Consider the following 18694-nt stretch of genomic DNA (forward strand, 5'->3'; position numbering starts at 1 on the left):
GCGTCCGGGTTGTCCGGATTGAGATTCCCTTCACATTTTTCCCCGCCTGCCATGTCGTCGCTTTCTGCCCTGACCGCTCTGTCTCCCATCGATGGCCGCTACGCTGCCAAGGCCGATCCGCTGCGCGAGTGGCTGTCGGAAGCCGCTTTCATGCGCAACCGCGTGAAGGTAGAGGTGCATTGGCTGATCGCCCTGTCGCAGGCCGGGCTGGCCGAGATCCCGCGTTTCTCGGCCGCCGCCGAGGGGGCACTGCTGGCGCTGGTCGAGAACTTTGCCGAGGCAGACGCCGCCCGCATCAAAGAGATCGAAGCCGTCACCAACCATGACGTGAAGGCCGTCGAATACTGGATGAAGGAGCGCGTGAAGGGTAACGCCGAGCTGGAAGCCGCCAGCGAATTCATCCACTTCGCCTGCACGTCGGAAGACATCAACAACACCTCGCACGGGATGATGCTCAAGGGCGCGCGCGACACGGTCATCGTGCCGACGCTGCGCCGCGTTCAGGCTCGCCTGGTGGAGCTGGCTCATGCCAACGCCGACGTGCCGATGCTCTCGCGCACGCACGGCCAGCCGGCCAGCCCGACCACGCTGGGCAAGGAAATGGCGAACGTGGCCGCCCGCCTGGACCGCGCCATCCGCCGCATCGAAGCGGTTGAACTGCTGGGCAAGATGAACGGCGCGGTGGGTAACTACAACGCGCACCTGTCGGCGTATCCCTCGCTGGACTGGGAGGCCTTCTCGAAGAACGTGATCGAGACGCGCCTGGGCCTGACGTTCAACCCGTACACCATCCAGATCGAGCCGCACGACTACATGGCGGAGCTGTTCGACGCCGTGGCGCGCGCCAACACGATCATCCTGGATCTGGACCGCGACGTCTGGGGCTATATCTCGCAGGGCTACTTCAAGCAGAAGACCAAGGCTGGCGAAATCGGCTCGTCGACCATGCCGCACAAGGTCAATCCGATCGACTTTGAGAATTCTGAAGGCAACGTCGGCCTGGCCAACGCGGTGCTGCGCCATCTGTCGGAAAAGCTGCCGGTCTCGCGCTGGCAGCGTGACCTGACCGATTCGACCGTGCTGCGCAACATCGGCGTGGCCTTCGGCTACAGCCTGCTGGCGTACGACGCCTGCCTGCGCGGCTTGGGCAAGCTCGAAACCAACCCGGCTCGCCTGGCCGAAGACTTGGACAACTGCTGGGAAGTGCTGGCCGAGCCGGTGCAGACCGTGATGCGCCGCTATGGCATCGCCAACCCGTACGAGCAGTTGAAGGAACTGACGCGCGGCAAGGGCATTTCGCGCGAGGCGCTGCGTGAATTCATCGCCACGCTGGCCATTCCCGAAGACGCGCGCAAGCTGCTGCTGGACATGACGCCCGGCAGCTACATCGGCAAGGCAGAAGAACTGGCGCGCCGTATCGCCTGATTGTTGCAAAAATTTGGTGGTACCGTCTTGAAGGACGGCCCGCTCTCGAATTCGAGGCGGGCCGTTTTGTTTGGTGTACTCCGCAGAACGGGCTGTTGCGCCACGTCCATAAAACTGCCTGGTCAATCAAAAAATTTGAATCGCTTCGTGAACTTCGCGCCGACTTGACGGGTCGGATCGCGCAAATAATGCACAATCGTTTGGCGCCGTGGTCTGACCCACAGGCGCCGCCAACTGAGCGCTTCACAATACCGAGGGAACCGATGTCTCAAGCTGCCCACTCGAATCCGGCCATGCGCGGCGCCGTTGACCACGGCGTCTATACCAAGCCGGCGATTGCGATGCACTGGATCATCGCGCTGCTGATCTTCGCGGCCTTCGGGCTCGGTCTGTACATGACCGATATCCCGGGCTTTACGCCCACCAAGCTGAAGCTGTTCTCGTATCACAAATGGATCGGCATCACGGTGCTGATCTTTGCGGTGCTGCGCGTGCTGTGGCGTCTGACGCATCCGGCGCCGGCGCCCGTGCCCGGTATGCCGAAGTGGCAACACGCCGCCGCCGAAGCCGCGCACGTCGGCTTGTATCTGTTGATTTTGGCGGTGCCGCTGACCGGCTATCTGCTCAGCGTCGCGGCCGGCGTCAAGGTTGTCTACCTTGGCCTGTGGGAACTGCCGATGCCGTTCGACAAGAGCGACGCGCTGAAAGACATCTTCGGCATGGCGCACGAATGGCTGAACTGGACCATGGCGGCCATCGTCGTGGTGCACATCCTGGCTGCGCTGAAGCACCACGTCGTCGATCGTGACGGCACGCTGCGCCGCATGGTGCCTTTCCTCCGCTGATTTCCAAATGCGCCGGTGCGCGATGTGTGCCGGTGCTTCTGCCTGTCCATCCTGACCAAGACCGCCGGCATGATCCGGCCTGACTGAAGGAGTCTGATGATGAAACGTGTTGTGCGCCCCCGCGCCATCGCCCTGGTTGCCGCCGGCGCGCTGTCGATCGCTGCCGTATCGGTATCGGCCATCGCCCAGGTGGATGCCGCCAAGAGCAGCGTCACCGCCACCGGCAAGCAGCTCGGCGTGCCGATGGACATCAAGTTCGGCAAGTTCGACGCCGTCGTCAATTACAACCCGGCCAACGTGGCCGCCTCGACGGCGAAGGTCGACATCGATGTCACCAGCGTCGACGTTGGCAGCAAGGAATACAACGACGAACTGAAGAAGAAGGACTGGTTCGATACGGCCAAGTATCCGAGGGCAACGTTCGTCTCGTCGGCGTTCAAGCCCGGCGCGGGCGGCAAGGTCGACGTGGTCGGCAAGCTGACCATCAAGGGCATCACGCAGGATGTGACTGCACCCGTCACGTTCAAGCAGGAAGGTGCCAATCAGGTCTTTGAAGGCGCTTTGCCGGTCAAGCGCAACGCATTCAAGGTGGGTGACGGCGAGTGGAAGGATACGTCGGTCGTCTCGGACGACGTGACGATCAAGTTCCGCGTCGTCATTGCCAAGAAGTAATCGGAAGTCTCACCCCAACGTTTTTCCGGCCCTCGTGTGCCGCTTTTATCCGCAGGAGTTCTCATGAAATTGCGTACCCTCGTTGCCGCACTGTCGGCCGTTGCTGCTACCGCCGCATTTGCCGCCCCCGCTACGTACCAGCTCGACCCGAGCCATACGTACCCGAGCTTTGAAGCCGACCACATGGGCGGTCTGTCGAAGTGGCGCGGCAAGTTCGAAAAGTCCAGCGGCACCGTGACGCTCGATCGCGCCGCCAAGACCGGCAGCATCGACGTGACCGTGCAGACCGACAGCATCGACTTCGGTCACGCCAAGATGAACGAGCACGCCAAGAGCGCCGAGATTTTCGACGTGGCCAAGTACCCGACCGCCACGTTCAAGGGCAACTTCACGAAGTTCAAGGGCGACGTGCCGACCGAAGCCGAAGGCCAACTGACGCTGCACGGCGTGACCAAGCCGGCGAAGCTCGAAATCGACGCGTTCAAGTGCATGCCGCACCCGATGCTCAAGCGTGAAGTCTGCGGCGCTGATGCCGAGATGAAGTTCAAGCGCGACGACTTCGGTGTCGACTACGGCAAGGCCTACGGTTTCAACATGGAAACCAAGCTGAAGATTCAGGTGGAAGGCATCAAGCAAGACGCCAACGTTGCACAGCAGTAAGCCTGGCAACACGCCACAGCTAAAGAAAAAGCCCCGCAATTGCGGGGCTTTTTTGTTGCCCGAGGAATGCGTCCCCTAGGCATTGGAGCGACCGGGCCTTCAGACTTGCGCGCCGAAGTTCGGATCGTCTTCCTTCGGGCCACCGGCCTTTTTGTCGGCCTTGACCAGATCTTCGCGCTTGACACCCAGCCACATGCACAGCGCAGCGGCCACGAACACCGACGAGTAGATGCCGAACAGAATACCGATCGTCAGGGCCAGGGCAAAGTAGTGCAGCGTCGGGCCGCCGAACACCAGCATCGACAGCACCATCATTTCGGTCGAGCCGTGGGTGATGATCGTGCGCGAGATGGTGCTGGTAATCGCGTGATCGATCACCTCGTGCGTGTTCATCTTGCGGTACTTGCGGAACGCTTCGCGGATCCGGTCGAAAATCACCACGGATTCGTTGACCGAATAGCCCAGCACCGCCAGCACCCCCGCCAGCACCGACAGCGAGAACTCCCACTGGAAGAAGGCGAAGAAGCCCAGGATGATCACAACGTCGTGCAGGTTGGCGATCACGCCCGCCACGGCAAACTTCCATTCGAAGCGGATCGACAGGTAGATGACGATGCCGACCACCACGAACAGCAGCGCCAGCAGGCCGTCGGTGGCCAGTTCCTTGCCGACCTGCGGCCCGACGAACTCGACGCGCTGCAGCTTGGCGTCGGGGTTGGCGGCGTTCAGGGCTGTCATCACCTGCTCGCTTTGCACGGCCGAGGCGATGGGCTTGCCGTCCGGGCCGGTCTTGAGCGGCAGGCGGATCATCACGTCGCGCGAGGTGCCGAAGTTCTGCACCTGGGCGTCGGCGTAGCCGAGCTTCTCAACGTCGCCGCGGATCTTCGGCAGATCGGCGGCCTGGGTGTAAGCGACTTCCATCACCGTACCGCCGGTGAACTCCACCGACAGGTGCAGCCCCTTGTGGAACAGGAAGAAGACAGCGGCGATAAACGTCAGGAACGACAGCGCGTTGAGGATCAACGCGTGCTTCATGAACGGAATGTCGCGGCGGATGCGGAAAAACTCCATGGTCTGCCCTTTGTGGCGACCGCCCCTTCGTATCGGGGGCGGTGCCGGTTATGCGAGATTCGTGGTGGGTGGCGTGATTACTTGGCGGGCGATTCCGTGTTCGTATTGCCCGGCTTCCACACCTGCCCGATGGCGACGCTCTGCAGCTTCTTCTTGCGGCCGTACCAGAGGTTCACGAGACCGCGGTTGAAGAACACCGCCGAGAACATGGACGTGCCGATCCCCAGGCAGTGCACGATCGCGAAGCCGCGTACCGGGCCCGAACCGAAGGCGATCAGCGCCAGGCCGGCGATGAGCGTCGTCACGTTCGAATCGAGGATGGTCGCCCAGGCGCGGTCAAAGCCGGCGGAGATGGCCATCTGTGCCGATGCGCCGTTGCGCAACTCTTCGCGCACGCGCTCGTTGATCAGCACGTTCGCGTCAATGGCCATACCGAGCGCCAGCGCGATAGCCGCAATACCGGGCAGCGTGAGCGTGGCTTGCAGCATGGAGAGCAGCGCGATCAGCAGGAACACGTTGACGCCGAGGGCCGCCACCGAGAACGCGCCGAACAGCATGTAGTACAGCACCATGAACACCGAGATGGCGAGGAAGCCGTACAGCGCCGAATCGAAGCCCTTCTTGATGTTGTCGGCACCCAGCGACGGGCCGATGGTGCGTTCTTCGATGATTTCCATCGGCGCGGCCAGCGAGCCTGCACGCAGCAGCAGCGCCAGGTCGGAAGCCGCCTCGGTCGAGCCCATGCCGGTGATCTGGAAGCGCGAGCCCAGTTCGGACTGGATGGTCGCCACCGTCAGCACTTCGCCCTTGCCTTTTTCAAAGAGCACGATGCCCATGCGCTTGCCGATGTTGTCACGCGAGACATCGCGCAGCATGCGGCCACCCTGGCCGTCGAGCGTGATGTCGACCGACGAATTGTGGTTCTGGTCGAAGCCCGCCGAGGCGCTCGTGATGCGGTCACCCGTGAAGATCACCTGCTTCTGCAGCAGGACGGGAGCGCTGCGCCCTTGCGTGAACAGCTCGTCGCCCAGCGGTACCGGATCGCCGGCACGCGGCACGAGCGGCGCGTTCGGATCGGCCAGGCGCGCTTCCAGCGTGGCCGTGCGGCCGATGATGTCCTTGGCCTTGGCGGTGTCCTGCACGCCCGGCAATTGCACGACGATGCGGTCCGGGCCCTGTTGCTGGATCACCGGCTCAGCCACGCCGAGTTCGTTCACGCGGTTGTGCAGCGTAACGATGTTCTGCTTCACCGCGTTGTCCTGCACTTCCTTCATCGCGGCGGCGGTGAAGGTGCCCGTAAGCGTGGCGCCGTCGGCGCTCTTGTCCACGGTGTAGGCCAGTTCGCGAGTCGAGTCGGCCAGCAGTCCGCGGGCGCGGTCGGCCTCGTCCGGGTTGCTGAACTTGATCGTGATCGTGTTGTTGTTGCGGTCGATGCCGCTGTGGCGGATGCCCTTGTCACGCAGCTGCGTACGGATGTCGCCAGCCAGCGAGTCGAGCTTCTTCGTCACAGCACCGTTCATGTCGACCTGCAGCAGGAAGTGCACGCCACCGCGCAAGTCCAGGCCGAGGAACATCGGTTTGGCGAAGAACGGTGCGCCGCTGAGCCACTGCGGGGAGCCCGGCAGCAGGTTCAACGCGACGATGTAGGTCGGGTCGGCTTGATCGGTGTTCAGGCCGCGGGCCAGGACGTCCTTGGCCTTGAGTTGCGTGTCGGTGTCGGCAAAGCGCACGCGCACGCTGGCGGAGGTGCCGTTGTTGTCGAAGAACACGCCGTCGGGGCGAATGCTGGCCGCTGCCAGCAGGCTCTCGACCTGCTTTTGCACGTTCAGATCGACCTTGACGGTGGCCTTGCCAGAAGACACCTGCACGGCAGGCGCTTCACCGAAGAAGTTCGGCAGCGTATAGAGGAACCCAATGGCAAGCGCCACCAGGATCACAATGTATTTCCAGAGCGGATAGCGATTCATCTTGGAATGCAGAGAGGCGACGCCGAGGGGCGCGGGCGCGGATTCTTAGAATAGGCGCTGCCTGGGGTTCCGGCGCCGGCGCAATCGTGCGCGGCGCCTGGATGGGGCGATTACAGCGCCTTGAGCGTGCCCTTGGGCAGCACGGTGGTCACGGCGCTCTTCTGGACAGTGATTTCGGTGTTGGCAGCGATTTCCACGGTGACGTACTGCTCGGCCACCTTGCTGACCTTACCGAGGATGCCGCCGGCGGTGACCACTTCGTCGCCCTTGGCCAGGGCTTCGAGCATCGCCTTGGTTTCCTTCTGGCGCTTCATTTGCGGGCGGATCATGATGAACCACAGCACCACGAACATCAGGATGATGGGCAGGAAGCTCATCAGGCCACCCGCGGCACCACCGGCTGCCGGTGCGGTTTGCGCGTAAGCGTCGGAAATCAGGAACACGTCAGAACTCCGTAATGGTTCGTCAATCGGTCAAAAATCGGACCGGACATTCTACCATTGCGATGCTGCGGCAAATGGGCGCGCCCGGCGCCCTGCGAAGGCGGCTTACAGGGCCCCGCGCGCGCGGTCTGCGGCGAAGCGCGCCTGGAAGGCGCCAAAGCCGTGGGATTCAATGGCAGCGCGCATTTCGGCCATCAATTCGAGGTAGTAATAGAGATTGTGAATGGTGTTCAGGCGGGCACCCAGGATCTCGCCGACGCGCTGCAGGTGGTGCAGGTAGGCGCGCGAGAAATTGCTGCAGGTGTAGCAGCCGCAGGTTTCGTCCAGCGGGCGCGGATCGTTGCGGTGTACCGCGTTCTTGATCTTGATGTCGCCAAAGCGGGTGAAGAGCCAGCCGTTGCGCGCGTTGCGGGTCGGCATCACGCAGTCGAACATGTCGACGCCGCTGGCGACGCCCGCCACCAGGTCTTCTGGCGTACCGACGCCCATCAGGTAATGCGGCTTGTTGGCCGGCAGACGCGGCGCCACGTGCTGCAGCACGCGCATCATGTCTTCCTTGGGCTCGCCGACCGACAGGCCGCCGATGGCATAGCCGCCGAAACCTTCGCCGCCCGCATCGGCGTCAATCGCTTGCAAACCGGCCAGCGATTCGTCGCGCAGATGCTCGAACATGCCGCCCTGGACGATGCCGAACAGCGCGTTCGGGTTGTTCTCGCGCGCGAATTCGTTGCGGGAGCGCTGTGCCCAGCGCAGGCTCATGCGCATCGAGGCCGCGGCTTCCGCCTCGGTGGCCGGCCGATCGCCGATCTTGTACGGCGTGCATTCGTCGAACTGCATGACGATGTCGGAGTTCAGCCGGCGCTGGATCTGCATCGAAATTTCGGGCGAGAGGAACAGCTTGTCGCCATTGATGGGCGATGCAAACGTCACGCCTTCTTCGGTGATCTTGCGCAGATCGCCCAACGAAAACACCTGAAAACCGCCGGAATCGGTCAGGATGGGCTTATCCCAGCCATTGAAACCGTGCAGGCCTTTGTGCGCGTCCATCACCTCCAGCCCCGGGCGCAGCCACAGGTGGAACGTGTTGCCCAGGATGATCTGTGCGCCGATGTCCTTCAGCTCCGCCGGCGACATCGCCTTGACCGCGCCATAGGTGCCCACCGGCATGAAGATGGGCGTTTCAACCACGCCGTGGTTCAGGGTCATGCGGCCGCGTCGGGCGAGGCCATCGGTAGTGAGCAGTTCGTACTTGAGCATGGTCAGAGCGATTGGGTTTCGCTGGGTTCGGCGGGAGCGCGCGTGAGCAGCATGGCGTCGCCGTAACTGAAGAAGCGGTAGCGCTGGGCGATGGCGTGCTGATAAGCCTCACGGATGGCGCTCATGCCGGCAAACGCCGATACCAGCATCAGCAAGGTCGACTTGGGCAGGTGGAAGTTCGTCACCAGCAGGTCGACGGCGCGGAAACGGTAGCCGGGGGTGATGAAGATGTCGGTCTCGCCGCTGCAGGCGTTGAGCGTGCCGTCCGGCTGCGCGGCCGACTCCAGCGCCCGCATCGACGTGGTGCCGACCGCGACGATGCGGCCGCCTGCAGCTCGCGTGGCCCGGATGGCTTCGGCGAGTTCAGCCGTAATTTCGTACCACTCGCTGTGCATGGGGTGTTCGGCGATGTTTTCCACCCGCACCGGCTGGAACGTGCCCGCACCGACGTGCAAAGTGAGAAAACCGCGCCGGATGCCCATGGCGTCCAGCTTGGCGAACAGCGCATCGTCGAAATGCAGGCCCGCCGTGGGTGCCGCCACGGCGCCCGGGTTGCGCGCATAGACGGTCTGGTAGCGCGTCTCGTCAAAGCTGTCCGGGTCGTGCTCGATGTAGGGCGGCAGCGGCAGGCGGCCGTATTGCTCGATCAGGTCGAGCGCCGGCTGCGGGAAACGCAGCGTGAAGAACGGCTCGGCGCGCGGCCCGACCGTCACGTCAAAGGCGTCGGCCAGGCGCAGCGTGGTGCCCTCGACGGGCGACTTGCTGGAGCGGATCTGCGCCAGCACCGTGTGTTCGTCCAGCAGGCGCTCGACGAGCACTTCCACCTTGCCGCCGCTGGCTTTGTGGCCAAAGAAGCGTGCCTTGATGACGCGCGTGTCGTTGAAGACCAGCAGGTCGCCGGGGCGCAGGTAGTCGACCAGATCGGCAAACTGGCGGTCTTCAAAGTGCACGGCGTCATCCGCGGGGCGTACGGCCAGCAGGCGGCTCGCGGTGCGGTCGGGCAGGGCGGTTTGCGCGATCAGCTCAGGCGGCAGATCGAAATCGAAATCGGACAGCGTCAGCATGAAAAGTGGCGCAGACGTGGATTGCGCCAAGTGATGGTCGCGGGCGCCGGTACAATCGGGCGACTCGCAAAGTTCGCCATTGTAAACGTCCTGTGCCGTCTCGCGCCCGTTCCGCCACTGATGCTGCTCCTATGCCCGACGCTGATACTGCGCCGGCGCCGAAGCCAAAACGCGCGGCCACGGCAGATAAGGCGGCCAAGGCAACGGCCAAAACCGCCCGCCCGGCAGACAAGCTCGCCAAGCTTGGCCTGCACCGCGACGTCGATCTCGTCCTGCATCTGCCGATGCGCTACGAGGATGAAACCACGCTGCTGACCATTGCCGAGGCCACGGCCCGCGCCAACACCGGGTGGGCTGCGCAAGTCGAAGGCACGGTCACGCGCAATGAAGTGGCGTTCCGGCCGCGCCGGCAGCTGGTCGTGCATATCGCCGATGACTCGGGCGAACTGGTCCTGCGCTTTCTCAACTTTTACGGCAGCCAGGTCAAGCAGATGGCCGAAGGCGTGCGCCTGCGCGTGCGCGGCGAAGTGCGCGGCGGCTTTTTCGGCGCCGAGATGGTGCACCCGACCGTGCGCGCGGTGGCGGACGATGAACCGCTGCCCGATCGCCTGACGCCGGTGTATCCGAGCACGGCTGGCGTGGCCCAAGCCTATCTGCGCAAGGCGATCCTGAACGCGCTCACGCGCACGCCGCTGCCGGAAACGCTGCCGAACAGCCTCATCACCGGCCCGCTCGCGCCGCTCAAGCTGATGACGCCGGCCGATGCCGTGCGCCTGCTGCATCAACCGACGCCCGATGTCGATGAGCACAGCCTTGTCGAGCGCACGCACCCGGCGTGGCTGCGCATCAAGTTTGATGAACTGCTCTCCCAGCAGCTCTCGCTCAAGCGTGCGCAGGCCGCGCGCCGTATGCGCAACGCGCCTGTCCTGCGCGACAGCGGCAAGGAGGGGCTGCTCGCGCGCTTCATGAACGCGCTGCCGTTCAAGCTGACCGGCGCGCAGGCCCGCGTGTGGGAAGAGATCCGCGCCGACCTCGCGCACCCGTACCCGATGCAGCGGTTGCTGCAGGGCGATGTGGGCAGCGGCAAGACCGTCATTGCCGCGCTGGCAGCCTGCCAGGCCATCGATGCCGGCTGGCAGGCGGCGCTGATGGCCCCGACGGAACTGCTGGCCGAGCAGCACTATCGCAAGCTTTCTGCGTGGCTCGAACCGCTGGGCGTGGACATCGTCTGGCTGGCCGGCAGCCTCAAGCGCAAGCAGAAGGACGAGGCGGCTGCGCGCGTGGCCGCTGGCACGGCGCAACTCGTGATCGGTACGCACGCGCTGATCCAGGATGCCGTCACGTTCGCGCGACTCGGCCTGGCGGTGGTGGACGAACAGCATCGCTTTGGCGTGGCGCAGCGGCTCGCCCTGCGCGGCAAGGCAAGCAACGGCGATGCACCTGCCGCCAACGCCCAGGTGCCGCACCAGCTGATGATGTCCGCCACGCCGATCCCGCGCACGCTCGCGATGACGTACTACGCCGACCTCGACGTCTCCGCCATCGACGAGTTGCCGCCCGGCCGCACGCCCATCGTGACGCGCCTGGTGAACGATGCGCGGCGCGACGAAGTCATTGAACGCATCTACGCCGCCGCCCGCGAAGGGCGACAGGTCTACTGGGTTTGCCCGCTGATCGAGGAAAGCGAAGCGCTGCAATTGCAGACCGCCGTTGAAACCTTCGAGACGCTTTCGCAAAGTCTGCAAGGCCTGAAAGTAGGCCTTGTGCACGGACGCCTGCCATCCGCCGAGAAGGCCGCCGTGATGAGCGCCTTCGCCGGCGGCGACCTGCACGTGCTGGTCGCTACGACCGTCATCGAGGTCGGTGTGGATGTGCCCAATGCCTCGCTGATGGTGATCGAGCACGCCGAGCGCTTTGGCCTTGCGCAGTTGCATCAGTTGCGCGGGCGAGTGGGGCGCGGCACTGCGGAATCGGTGTGCGTGCTGCTGTATCAGGCGCCGCTGTCGCCGACGGCCAAGCAGCGCCTGCAGACCATGCGCGAGACCACCGATGGTTTCGAAATCGCCCGGCGCGATCTGGAGATCCGCGGGCCTGGTGAATTCCTCGGCGCGCGGCAATCAGGCGAAGCGATGCTGCGTTTTGCCGATCTGAACCACGATGCGTGGCTCGTTGAGTTCGCGCAGGGTGCGGCGGACGCGATGCTCGCGCGCTTTCCTGAAGCGGTGGACACCCACCTCAAGCGCTGGCTGGGCGAGCGCGAGCACTACCTGCGGGTTTAAAGGCCGCGGCGCAAGCTTCAATGCGCCGGCTGTACCTGCTTGCGCAGGCGCTTGACGGTGTACATCTCGCGATCGGCCTGATCGAGCAGGGCGGTGATCTCCGTGCCGTCTTCGGGCATGACTGCCATGCCGATGCTGACGCGAAGGTCTAGCGGCTGGCCCTCGAACACGTACGGCTGCTGCACTTCTTCCATCAACCGCTCGCTTTGCGCCTGCGCATCGGCCCGCGCGCCGATGCCGGGCAGGATGACGGCAAACTCATCGCCGCCCACGCGCGCGACCGTGTCGGAGCGCCGCGCCGTGCGGCCCATGCGCTGGGCGGTCTCGCGAATGGCCGCATCGCCGGCGCGGTGGCCATGCCGATCATTGATGAGCTTGAGGTTGTCCATGTCGATGTTGAGCACACCCAGACCGCCATGCGCACGTTGTGCCAGATGGATCGACTGGCGCAGGCGGTCATAGAACAGCGCGCGGTTGGGCAAGTCGGTCAATGCGTCGTGCGTGGCGCGCAGGTACAGCTGATCGCGCTCGGCGTTGGCGGCGTGGAACATGGCTGCGGCAATCAGTTCAGACATCAGCTCGAGCACGCCGATGTCGCTTTCGCCGAAGGCATCGACTTCCGGCGCCACCAGCTTGAGCACGCCGACCGTGGTGTCGAGATGCCGCAGCGGCGTGACCACCATCGAGCGCAAACCCACGCGGCGGCAGGCTTCGCGGTCGACGCGGGCGTCCGTTTCAGAGTCGGTGCATTGCAGGATCTCGCCGGTCTGCACACACAGGCCTGACAGGCTGCCCTTGCGCGCCAGGCGCAGGCCCAGCAGCGTTTCGGTGAGGCCAGAGGTGGCGCGGTAGACCATCTCATCGCCCCCGGCCAATTCGATCACGGCGCCCGTCGCGCATGTCAGATGCTGTGCCCGCTCGGTGACCAGCGCCATGATCGCGCCGAGATCTGTGCCCAGCTTGGCGATTTCGGACTGCGCTCGCACGATTTCGAGCAGCGTGGCGGGGTTTTGCAGAGGCGGGTGAGCGAACGACATGGGGGCGCGGTGCGGGTGTGGCTGTGGTTTCGGGCGATTCTAGCCCGTCAACCGAATGACATAGATCGAAATGTCGCCGGTGTGAGGCGGCGTTACAACTTTCGTATGTACTGCGACGGGGCGGGGGCTTTTCGGCGGATGCTCCCCCTCTTGCTGCTCAGTTCCCCGCCGGCTCTAGGCGCAGTAGCGTGATCTCCGACGGCGCACCGAATCGCTTGGGCGGGCCCCAATATCCGGTGCCGCGGCTGGTGTAGATCCACAGGCGTCCAAGCCTGTGCAGCCCCGCCGTAAAAGGCTGCTGCAGCGGGACAAAGAGGCTCCACGGCCAGAACTGGCCGCCATGCGTGTGCCCAGAAAGCTGCAGGTCGAAGCCGGCCTCCGCAGCGGCGGGAGCGGTGCGGGGTTGGTGCGCGAGCAGGACGGTCGGCGTCACCCCAGGCGGCGAACCTGCCAGCGCCCGGGCCGGATCGCTGGTGTGCGCGGCGTCGAACTTGCCCGCGCTGAAATCAGTCACGCCCGCAATCACCAGCGGCGCGCCGTCGTGTTCGAGCACCGCATGCTCGTTCATCAAGACCCGCATGCCGAGCCGCTCGAACTCCGAGACCCAGGGGCCGACGCCCGAGTAGTACTCGTGATTGCCCGTCACCGCAAAAACGCCGTGCCTTGCCGACATGCCTGCCAGCGGCGCGATGTGCGGACGCAGCACCTCCACCTCGCCGTCCACCAGATCGCCCGTCACGGCAATCACATCGGGTCGCAGTGCATTGAGCCGTTCGACCACGCCAGCCACATAGGCGCGCTTGATGGTGGGGCCGACATGCAGATCGGTGATCTGCGCGATGGTGAAACCGTGCAGCGCCGCCGGCAGGCCTGCAATGGGCACCGTCACCCGTGCCACGCGCGGAATGCGACGCGCATTGATATAGCCGATCAACGTGACGAGCACGGTGAGGGCGACGACAAGCAGGGCCGAATCATGGCGGTAGGCGTCTGGAAGCACGATCAGCGCGATGTCGCGCAGCAGCGTCAGCACCAGCAGCGATGAGAACAGGCCCATCAGCAATGCCCCGAACCACGTCACGCGATCCGCCAGCGAGATGGGCCGGATCACAAAGCGCGCCGCCATCCCCGTGGGGATCATCACTGTCGATACGAGCAGGAAGACGATGCCCGCAGCCCAGCCGGCGCCATTCCAGCCCAGGTCGGGCAGCAGCCGCCATCCGATATAGAGATGCAGCGCTGCGATGAGCGCCACGGCCGTCGTCAGAAAGCGGCGCCTGCCGCGGGGCAGGGATGGGCTGCCGTTAGGTTCGTCATCACGCATGCTGGGGCGGCTCCTTTGGGTCTCGGTGGGGCGTGTCCACGGAAGATGGGGCGATTGGCAGCGTTGTCAATGCCAGGCACCCGTTCGAACGGCAAGCAACATCGCACGTCCCTTGGTAAAATCTATCGATATCCTCAAGCCGATTGATCGTCATGACGCTCACCGAACTCAAATACATCGTCGCCGTCGCGCGGGAACGCCACTTTGGGCGTGCCGCCGAGGCCTGCTTCGTCTCGCAACCGACGCTGTCGGTCGCCATCAAGAAGCTGGAAGACGAACTGGCCGTGCAGATCTTCGAGCGCGGCGCGTCGGAAGTGAGCGTCACGCCCGTCGGCGAGCAGATCGTCACGCAAGCGCAGCGCGTGCTCGAGCAGACGATGGCGATCCGCGAGATCGCCAAGCAGGGGATGGACCCGCTGGCCGGGCCGCTGCGGCTCGGGGTGATTTACACGATCGGCCCGTATCTGCTGCCTGCGCTGGTCAAGCAGATGATCGACACCGTCCCGCAGATGCCGCTGATGCTGCAGGAGAACTTCACCGTGCGGCTGGTGGAGCTGCTCAAGCAAGGCGAGATCGACTGCGCCATCATGGCCGAGCCGTTTCCCGAAGCCGGCCTGATGACGGTGCCGCTGTACGACGAGCCCTTTGTGGTGGCGGTGCCGCGCGGCCACGAACTGGCGAAGGCATCGTCGGTGGACCCGGAGGCGCTCAAGCAGCAGACCATGCTGCTACTCGGCAACGGCCATTGCTTCCGCGACCATGTGCTGGGCGTGTGCCCGGAGCTGTCGCGCTTCTCGCAGAACGCAGACGGCATCCAGAAGACTTTCGAAGGTTCATCGCTCGAAACGATCCGACATATGGTGGCCAGCGGCGTGGGCATTACCGTGCTGCCGCGTACGTCGGTGCCGAACATGCAGCCTGCCGCCAATGATCTGCTGACCTACGTGCCGTTCCAGGAGCCCGTGCCCGACCGCCGCGTTGTGCTGGCCTGGCGCAAGAGCTTCACCCGCATCGCCGCAATCGAGGCGGTGGCCAAGGCGGTCGCGCAATGCGATCTGCCCGGCATCAAGCTGCTGCCGCCCACCCCGCTGATCCATTGATTCACTGATCCGCTGAGTTGTCAGTTGCCGTCACCGCATGACGGCCATAGCGCACGTCTAATTAATAGATAAAAACAATCAAATATACGGATCAATAGCGTAAAGGTAGACTCTGTTCCATGGTGAGCGCATCGCTCACCGCCCGATCACCGTGGAGCCCGTCATGTCCTTGCCGCTTGCCTCGAACACCGTTGCGACCGTGCTGGAATGGCTCGCTGCCTATGGTGAATCGCACTGACCTGACGGATGCACGAAGTTGCTCGCGCAAATGGTGCGGGCATCAGGAAGGCGCAGGGTCGCAAGGAGAAGAAAACATGGCAATGGTGCGGATGTTCGTTTCGGAGTGGCAGGGGTTTGCGGGCACAGTGCGCGCCTCGCACGCAGAGGTGCCGACGCTGTCCGGCATGCCGGGCAGTGCAGCCGGTGGCCGCGGCCCACGCGCGGCTGAATCAGCCCGCCTGCAACGCAAGTGGGTGCGCAAGCAGATCGGTCTATCCATCGTGGCTGCCGGCGCTATGATCGTGCTCCTGCACGGTATGGTGCAGCTCACGGTCTGATGACCGGCCGATGCTCGGTTGCCAGCCGCTCTGCGTTTCGTCATAGGACGATGCGACGATCGGAACTTGCTGCGCGAGCGGCAACCGAAAGAAGGCTCCAAGCACGCGTGGCCCGACGCTGAATCCAGCGGACGGCATCGCGTTTTTGCACACCACTTCATAGGGGAATCCAGATGGCAAAGAAGAACAGCGGCGCGCCTGCCGCAGCCCAGATCAACATCGGCATTGCTGACAAGGATCGCAAGAAGATCGCAGAAGGCCTGTCGCGCCTGCTGGCCGATACCTACTCGCTCTATCTGAAGACGCATTACTTCCACTGGAACGTCACCGGCCCGATGTTCAACACGCTGCATCTGATGTTCGAGACGCAGTACAACGAACTGTGGAATGCCGTCGACCCCGTGGCCGAACGCATCCGCGCCCTGGGCTATCCGGCACCGGGCTCGTATTCGGAGTTCGCCAAGCTGTCGTCGATTCCGGAATCGAAGGGTATTCCCGAGGCGATGGACATGGTGCGTGAACTGGTGGCCGGCCACGAAGCCGTGACGCGCACCGCCCGCAGCCTGTTCCCCGACGTCGACAAGGCCGCCGACGAACCGACCGCCGACCTGCTGACGCAACGCATGGACATTCACGAAAAGACCGCGTGGATGCTGCGTTCGCTCCTGGCTTAAGGCTGACCTGACGGCCGTTCGCCACGTTTGCGACAGGCGTTTCGACAGCAGCGAATTGCGCCCCACCCGCGAGCCCGTTGTGTTGCGGGTGGGGCGGCATCAACCCCATGACCTAGACGAGAGAATCATGACGACTGAAGCCAAATGCCCGTTTTCCGGCCATGCTCCCGCTGCTTCGCACACCTTCGGTGGCGGTACGGCCAACAAGGATTGGTGGCCCAATCAGCTGCGTGTTGATCTGCTGAACCAGCATTCCGAGAAGTCCGATCCGCTCGGGTCGAGCTTCAACTACCGCAAGTCGTTCAATGCGATCGACTACGACGCGCTCAAGGCCGATCTGCGCCGCCTGATGACGGATTCGCAAGACTGGTGGCCGGCAGACTTCGGCCACTACGGTCCGCAGTTCATCCGCATGGCGTGGCACGCCGCTGGCACATACCGCACGGGCGATGGCCGTGGTGGTGCCGGGCGCGGCCAGCAACGTTTTGCACCGCTCAACTCCTGGCCGGACAACGTCAACATCGACAAGTCGCGCCGCCTGTTGTGGCCCATCAAGCAGAAATACGGCCAAGCCATCTCGTGGGCCGACCTGCTGATCCTGACCGGCAACGTTGCGCTTGAAACCATGGGCTTCCGCACGTTCGGCTTTGCCGCCGGCCGTGAAGACACGTGGGAACCGGACAACGACGTCTACTGGGGCAACGAGACCAAGTGGCTGGAAGCCACGCGCTATTCGGGCGAGCGCAACCTCGCGAACCCGCTCGCTGCCGTGCAGATGGGCTTGATTTACGTGAACCCGGAAGGTCCGGAACATGCCCATGGCGATCCGCTGGCCGCTGCCAAGGACATCCGCGAGACCTTCGCCCGCATGGCGATGGACGACGAAGAAACCGTCGCGCTGATCGCCGGTGGTCACACCTTCGGCAAGACCCACGGTGCCGGTGCGGCAAGCCACGTTGGCGCCGATGTCGAGGCCGCGCCGCTGGAAGCGCAAGGCCTGGGCTGGGCCAGCACCTTTGGCACCGGCAAGGGCGCGGATGCGATCACCAGCGGGCTTGAAGTCACCTGGACGCAGACGCCCGCGCAATGGAGCAACTACTTCTTCGAGAACCTGTTCAAGTACGAATGGGTACAGGAAAAGAGCCCCGCCGGCGCGCTGCAATGGGTGGCCAAAGACGCCGAGGCGATCATTCCAGGCCCGACGCCCGACTCGCCCAAGCGCAAGCCCACGATGCTGACGACCGACCTGTCGCTGCGTTTCGATCCGGCGTACGAAAAGATTTCGCGCCGCTTCCTGGACAACCCGCAGGCGTTTGCCGAGGCCTTTGCACGCGCCTGGTTCAAGCTCACGCACCGTGACCTCGGCCCGAAGTCGCGTTACCTCGGCCCCGAAGTGCCGCGTGAAGACCTGATCTGGCAAGACCCGCTGCCGGCCGCTACACACAAGCCGACCGAGGCCGATATCGCCGACCTCAAGGCGAAGATTGCCGCTTCCGGCCTGTCGGCATCCGAACTGGTTGCCGTGGCGTGGGCGTCTGCCTCGACCTTCCGCGGGTCCGACAAGCGCGGCGGCGCCAACGGCGCGCGCATTCGCCTGGCGCCGCAGAACGATTGGGCGGTCAACCAGCCGGTGGCCGGCACGCTGGCCAAGCTGGAGGAAATTCAACGCGCCTCGGGCAAGGCTTCGCTGGCGGACGTGATTGTGCTGGCAGGCAGCGTTGGTATCGAGCTGGCCGCGAAGGCAGCCGGCACGACGATCACCGTGCCGTTCACGCCGGGCCGCGTCGATGCGACGGCCGAGCAGACCGATGCCGCATCCTTCTCGGTGCTCGAGCCCGTGGCGGACGGTTTCCGCAATTACCAGAAGACGCAGTTTGCGGTGCCGGCCGAAGTGCTGCTCCTCGACAAGGCTCAACTGCTGACGCTGACAGCGCCGGAGTTGACCGTGCTGATCGGTGGCCTGCGCGCCATCAACATCAACGCGGATGGCAGCCAACACGGCGTCTTTACCCGCACGCCGGGCGCGCTGACGAACGACTTCTTCGTCAACCTGCTCGACATGAACACCGAGTGGAAGCCTGCCGGCGACATCTACGAGGGCTATGACCGCAAGACGGGCGAGCGCAAGTGGACTGGCACGCGCGTCGATCTGGTGTTCGGCTCGAACTCGATCCTGCGTGCGCTGGCCGAGGTGTTCGGCAGCGCCGACGGTAAGGAGCGCTTCATCAGCGAATTCGTGGCCGCATGGGTCAAGGTGATGAATCTCGACCGCTTCGATCTGGCCGCCGCCTAAGCTGCTTTCGGCGGGACTAAAATGGC

The 18694-nt window shown here is 64.2% G+C and carries 16 protein-coding genes; 9 read left to right on the forward strand and 7 right to left on the reverse strand.

Annotated elements, in window-relative coordinates; all coding sequences use genetic code 11:
* Nucleotides 1–51 precede the first annotated feature (51 nt).
* The 4 genes from purB to N511_RS0118120 all read left to right on the forward strand — a co-directional run bounded on the left by purB (nucleotide 52) and on the right by N511_RS0118120 (nucleotide 3602).
* A complete protein-coding gene (gene purB, locus N511_RS0118105; RefSeq protein WP_027680567.1) occupies nucleotides 52–1425 on the forward strand; it encodes an adenylosuccinate lyase in 1374 nt (457 codons plus the stop codon).
* A gap of 263 nt (nucleotides 1426–1688) precedes the next feature.
* Nucleotides 1689–2270, forward strand: coding sequence for a cytochrome b (locus tag N511_RS0118110; RefSeq protein ID WP_027680568.1), 582 nt, complete (start codon nucleotides 1689–1691; stop codon nucleotides 2268–2270).
* Nucleotides 2271–2369: 99 nt separating this feature from the next.
* Nucleotides 2370–2942 (forward strand): YceI family protein, encoded by a 573-nt coding sequence (locus tag N511_RS0118115; RefSeq protein ID WP_027680569.1) that lies wholly within the window; start codon nucleotides 2370–2372, stop codon nucleotides 2940–2942.
* Nucleotides 2943–3005: 63 nt separating this feature from the next.
* The gene (locus N511_RS0118120) at nucleotides 3006–3602 is read left to right on the forward strand and encodes a YceI family protein (RefSeq protein WP_027680570.1); all 597 of its coding nucleotides are present in this window, start codon (nucleotides 3006–3008) and stop codon (nucleotides 3600–3602) included.
* Nucleotides 3603–3701: 99 nt separating this feature from the next.
* Here N511_RS0118120 and secF read toward each other — a convergent pair whose 3' ends face one another.
* From secF to queA, 5 genes are all read right to left on the reverse strand, one after another.
* On the reverse strand, nucleotides 3702–4673 hold the full coding sequence (gene secF, locus N511_RS0118125) for a protein translocase subunit SecF (RefSeq protein ID WP_027680571.1): 972 nt from the start codon (nucleotides 4671–4673) through the stop codon (nucleotides 3702–3704).
* Nucleotides 4674–4750: 77 nt separating this feature from the next.
* Entirely contained in the window at nucleotides 4751–6640 is a 1890-nt protein-coding gene (gene secD / locus N511_RS0118130; protein WP_027680572.1) for a protein translocase subunit SecD, read from the reverse strand.
* Between the two features lie 110 nt (nucleotides 6641–6750).
* Nucleotides 6751–7083 carry a preprotein translocase subunit YajC gene (gene yajC, locus N511_RS0118135; RefSeq protein WP_004632835.1) on the reverse strand — a complete coding sequence of 111 codons (333 nt, stop codon included), beginning with the start codon at nucleotides 7081–7083 and terminating at the stop codon, nucleotides 6751–6753.
* 105 nt (nucleotides 7084–7188) lie between these two features.
* Entirely contained in the window at nucleotides 7189–8340 is a 1152-nt protein-coding gene (gene tgt, locus N511_RS0118140; RefSeq protein WP_027680573.1) for a tRNA guanosine(34) transglycosylase Tgt, read from the reverse strand.
* A gap of 2 nt (nucleotides 8341–8342) precedes the next feature.
* Nucleotides 8343–9404 (reverse strand): tRNA preQ1(34) S-adenosylmethionine ribosyltransferase-isomerase QueA, encoded by a 1062-nt coding sequence (queA, locus tag N511_RS0118145; protein ID WP_027680574.1) that lies wholly within the window; start codon nucleotides 9402–9404, stop codon nucleotides 8343–8345.
* Nucleotides 9405–9535: 131 nt separating this feature from the next.
* Between queA and recG the strand changes: the two genes are divergently transcribed.
* The gene (recG, locus tag N511_RS0118150; RefSeq protein WP_037027132.1) at nucleotides 9536–11683 is read left to right on the forward strand and encodes an ATP-dependent DNA helicase RecG; all 2148 of its coding nucleotides are present in this window, start codon (nucleotides 9536–9538) and stop codon (nucleotides 11681–11683) included.
* 17 nt (nucleotides 11684–11700) lie between these two features.
* On the opposite strand, the gene N511_RS0118155 is transcribed toward recG, so the two are convergent.
* Together N511_RS0118155 and N511_RS0118160 are read right to left on the reverse strand one after the other, a co-directional pair.
* Nucleotides 11701–12720, reverse strand: a complete 1020-nt coding sequence (locus N511_RS0118155) for a sensor domain-containing diguanylate cyclase (RefSeq protein ID WP_027680576.1) — start codon at nucleotides 12718–12720, stop codon at nucleotides 11701–11703.
* A gap of 157 nt (nucleotides 12721–12877) precedes the next feature.
* Nucleotides 12878–14044 carry a metallophosphoesterase gene (locus N511_RS0118160; protein WP_027680577.1) on the reverse strand — a complete coding sequence of 389 codons (1167 nt, stop codon included), beginning with the start codon at nucleotides 14042–14044 and terminating at the stop codon, nucleotides 12878–12880.
* A 152-nt stretch (nucleotides 14045–14196) separates the two neighbouring features.
* Between N511_RS0118160 and N511_RS0118165 the strand changes: the two genes are divergently transcribed.
* The 4 genes from N511_RS0118165 to katG all read left to right on the forward strand — a co-directional run bounded on the left by N511_RS0118165 (nucleotide 14197) and on the right by katG (nucleotide 18668).
* Complete coding sequence (locus N511_RS0118165; protein WP_027680578.1) at nucleotides 14197–15144, forward strand: LysR substrate-binding domain-containing protein; 948 nt, start codon at nucleotides 14197–14199, stop codon at nucleotides 15142–15144.
* A 314-nt stretch (nucleotides 15145–15458) separates the two neighbouring features.
* Complete coding sequence (locus N511_RS0118170; protein WP_027680579.1) at nucleotides 15459–15701, forward strand: hypothetical protein; 243 nt, start codon at nucleotides 15459–15461, stop codon at nucleotides 15699–15701.
* 173 nt (nucleotides 15702–15874) lie between these two features.
* On the forward strand, nucleotides 15875–16375 hold the full coding sequence (locus N511_RS0118175) for a Dps family protein (protein ID WP_027680580.1): 501 nt from the start codon (nucleotides 15875–15877) through the stop codon (nucleotides 16373–16375).
* A gap of 127 nt (nucleotides 16376–16502) precedes the next feature.
* Nucleotides 16503–18668, forward strand: coding sequence for a catalase/peroxidase HPI (gene katG, locus N511_RS0118180; protein ID WP_027680581.1), 2166 nt, complete (start codon nucleotides 16503–16505; stop codon nucleotides 18666–18668).
* The last annotated feature ends 26 nt before the right edge of the window (nucleotides 18669–18694 follow it).

This window comes from Ralstonia sp. UNC404CL21Col (assembly GCF_000620465.1).
Lineage (GTDB): Bacteria > Pseudomonadota > Gammaproteobacteria > Burkholderiales > Burkholderiaceae > Ralstonia > Ralstonia flatus.

Bases quoted from the DNA above. Each gene is read 5' to 3' on its own strand.
- recG (WP_037027132.1), top strand. From the start codon at position 9,536: ATGCCCGACGCTGATACTGCGCCGGCGCCGAAGCCAAAACGCGCGGCC.
- N511_RS0118170 (WP_027680579.1), top strand. From the start codon at position 15,459: ATGGCAATGGTGCGGATGTTCGTTTCGGAGTGGCAGGGGTTTGCGGGC.
- N511_RS0118155 (WP_027680576.1), bottom strand. From the start codon at position 12,720: ATGTCGTTCGCTCACCCGCCTCTGCAAAACCCCGCCACGCTGCTCGAA.
- katG (WP_027680581.1), top strand. From the start codon at position 16,503: ATGACGACTGAAGCCAAATGCCCGTTTTCCGGCCATGCTCCCGCTGCT.
- tgt (WP_027680573.1), bottom strand. From the start codon at position 8,340: ATGCTCAAGTACGAACTGCTCACTACCGATGGCCTCGCCCGACGCGGC.
- N511_RS0118115 (WP_027680569.1), top strand. From the start codon at position 2,370: ATGAAACGTGTTGTGCGCCCCCGCGCCATCGCCCTGGTTGCCGCCGGC.
- N511_RS0118165 (WP_027680578.1), top strand. From the start codon at position 14,197: ATGACGCTCACCGAACTCAAATACATCGTCGCCGTCGCGCGGGAACGC.
- N511_RS0118110 (WP_027680568.1), top strand. From the start codon at position 1,689: ATGTCTCAAGCTGCCCACTCGAATCCGGCCATGCGCGGCGCCGTTGAC.
- secF (WP_027680571.1), bottom strand. From the start codon at position 4,673: ATGGAGTTTTTCCGCATCCGCCGCGACATTCCGTTCATGAAGCACGCG.
- purB (WP_027680567.1), top strand. From the start codon at position 52: ATGTCGTCGCTTTCTGCCCTGACCGCTCTGTCTCCCATCGATGGCCGC.
- queA (WP_027680574.1), bottom strand. From the start codon at position 9,404: ATGCTGACGCTGTCCGATTTCGATTTCGATCTGCCGCCTGAGCTGATC.
- N511_RS0118175 (WP_027680580.1), top strand. From the start codon at position 15,875: ATGGCAAAGAAGAACAGCGGCGCGCCTGCCGCAGCCCAGATCAACATC.
- N511_RS0118160 (WP_027680577.1), bottom strand. From the start codon at position 14,044: ATGCGTGATGACGAACCTAACGGCAGCCCATCCCTGCCCCGCGGCAGG.
- N511_RS0118120 (WP_027680570.1), top strand. From the start codon at position 3,006: ATGAAATTGCGTACCCTCGTTGCCGCACTGTCGGCCGTTGCTGCTACC.
- secD (WP_027680572.1), bottom strand. From the start codon at position 6,640: ATGAATCGCTATCCGCTCTGGAAATACATTGTGATCCTGGTGGCGCTT.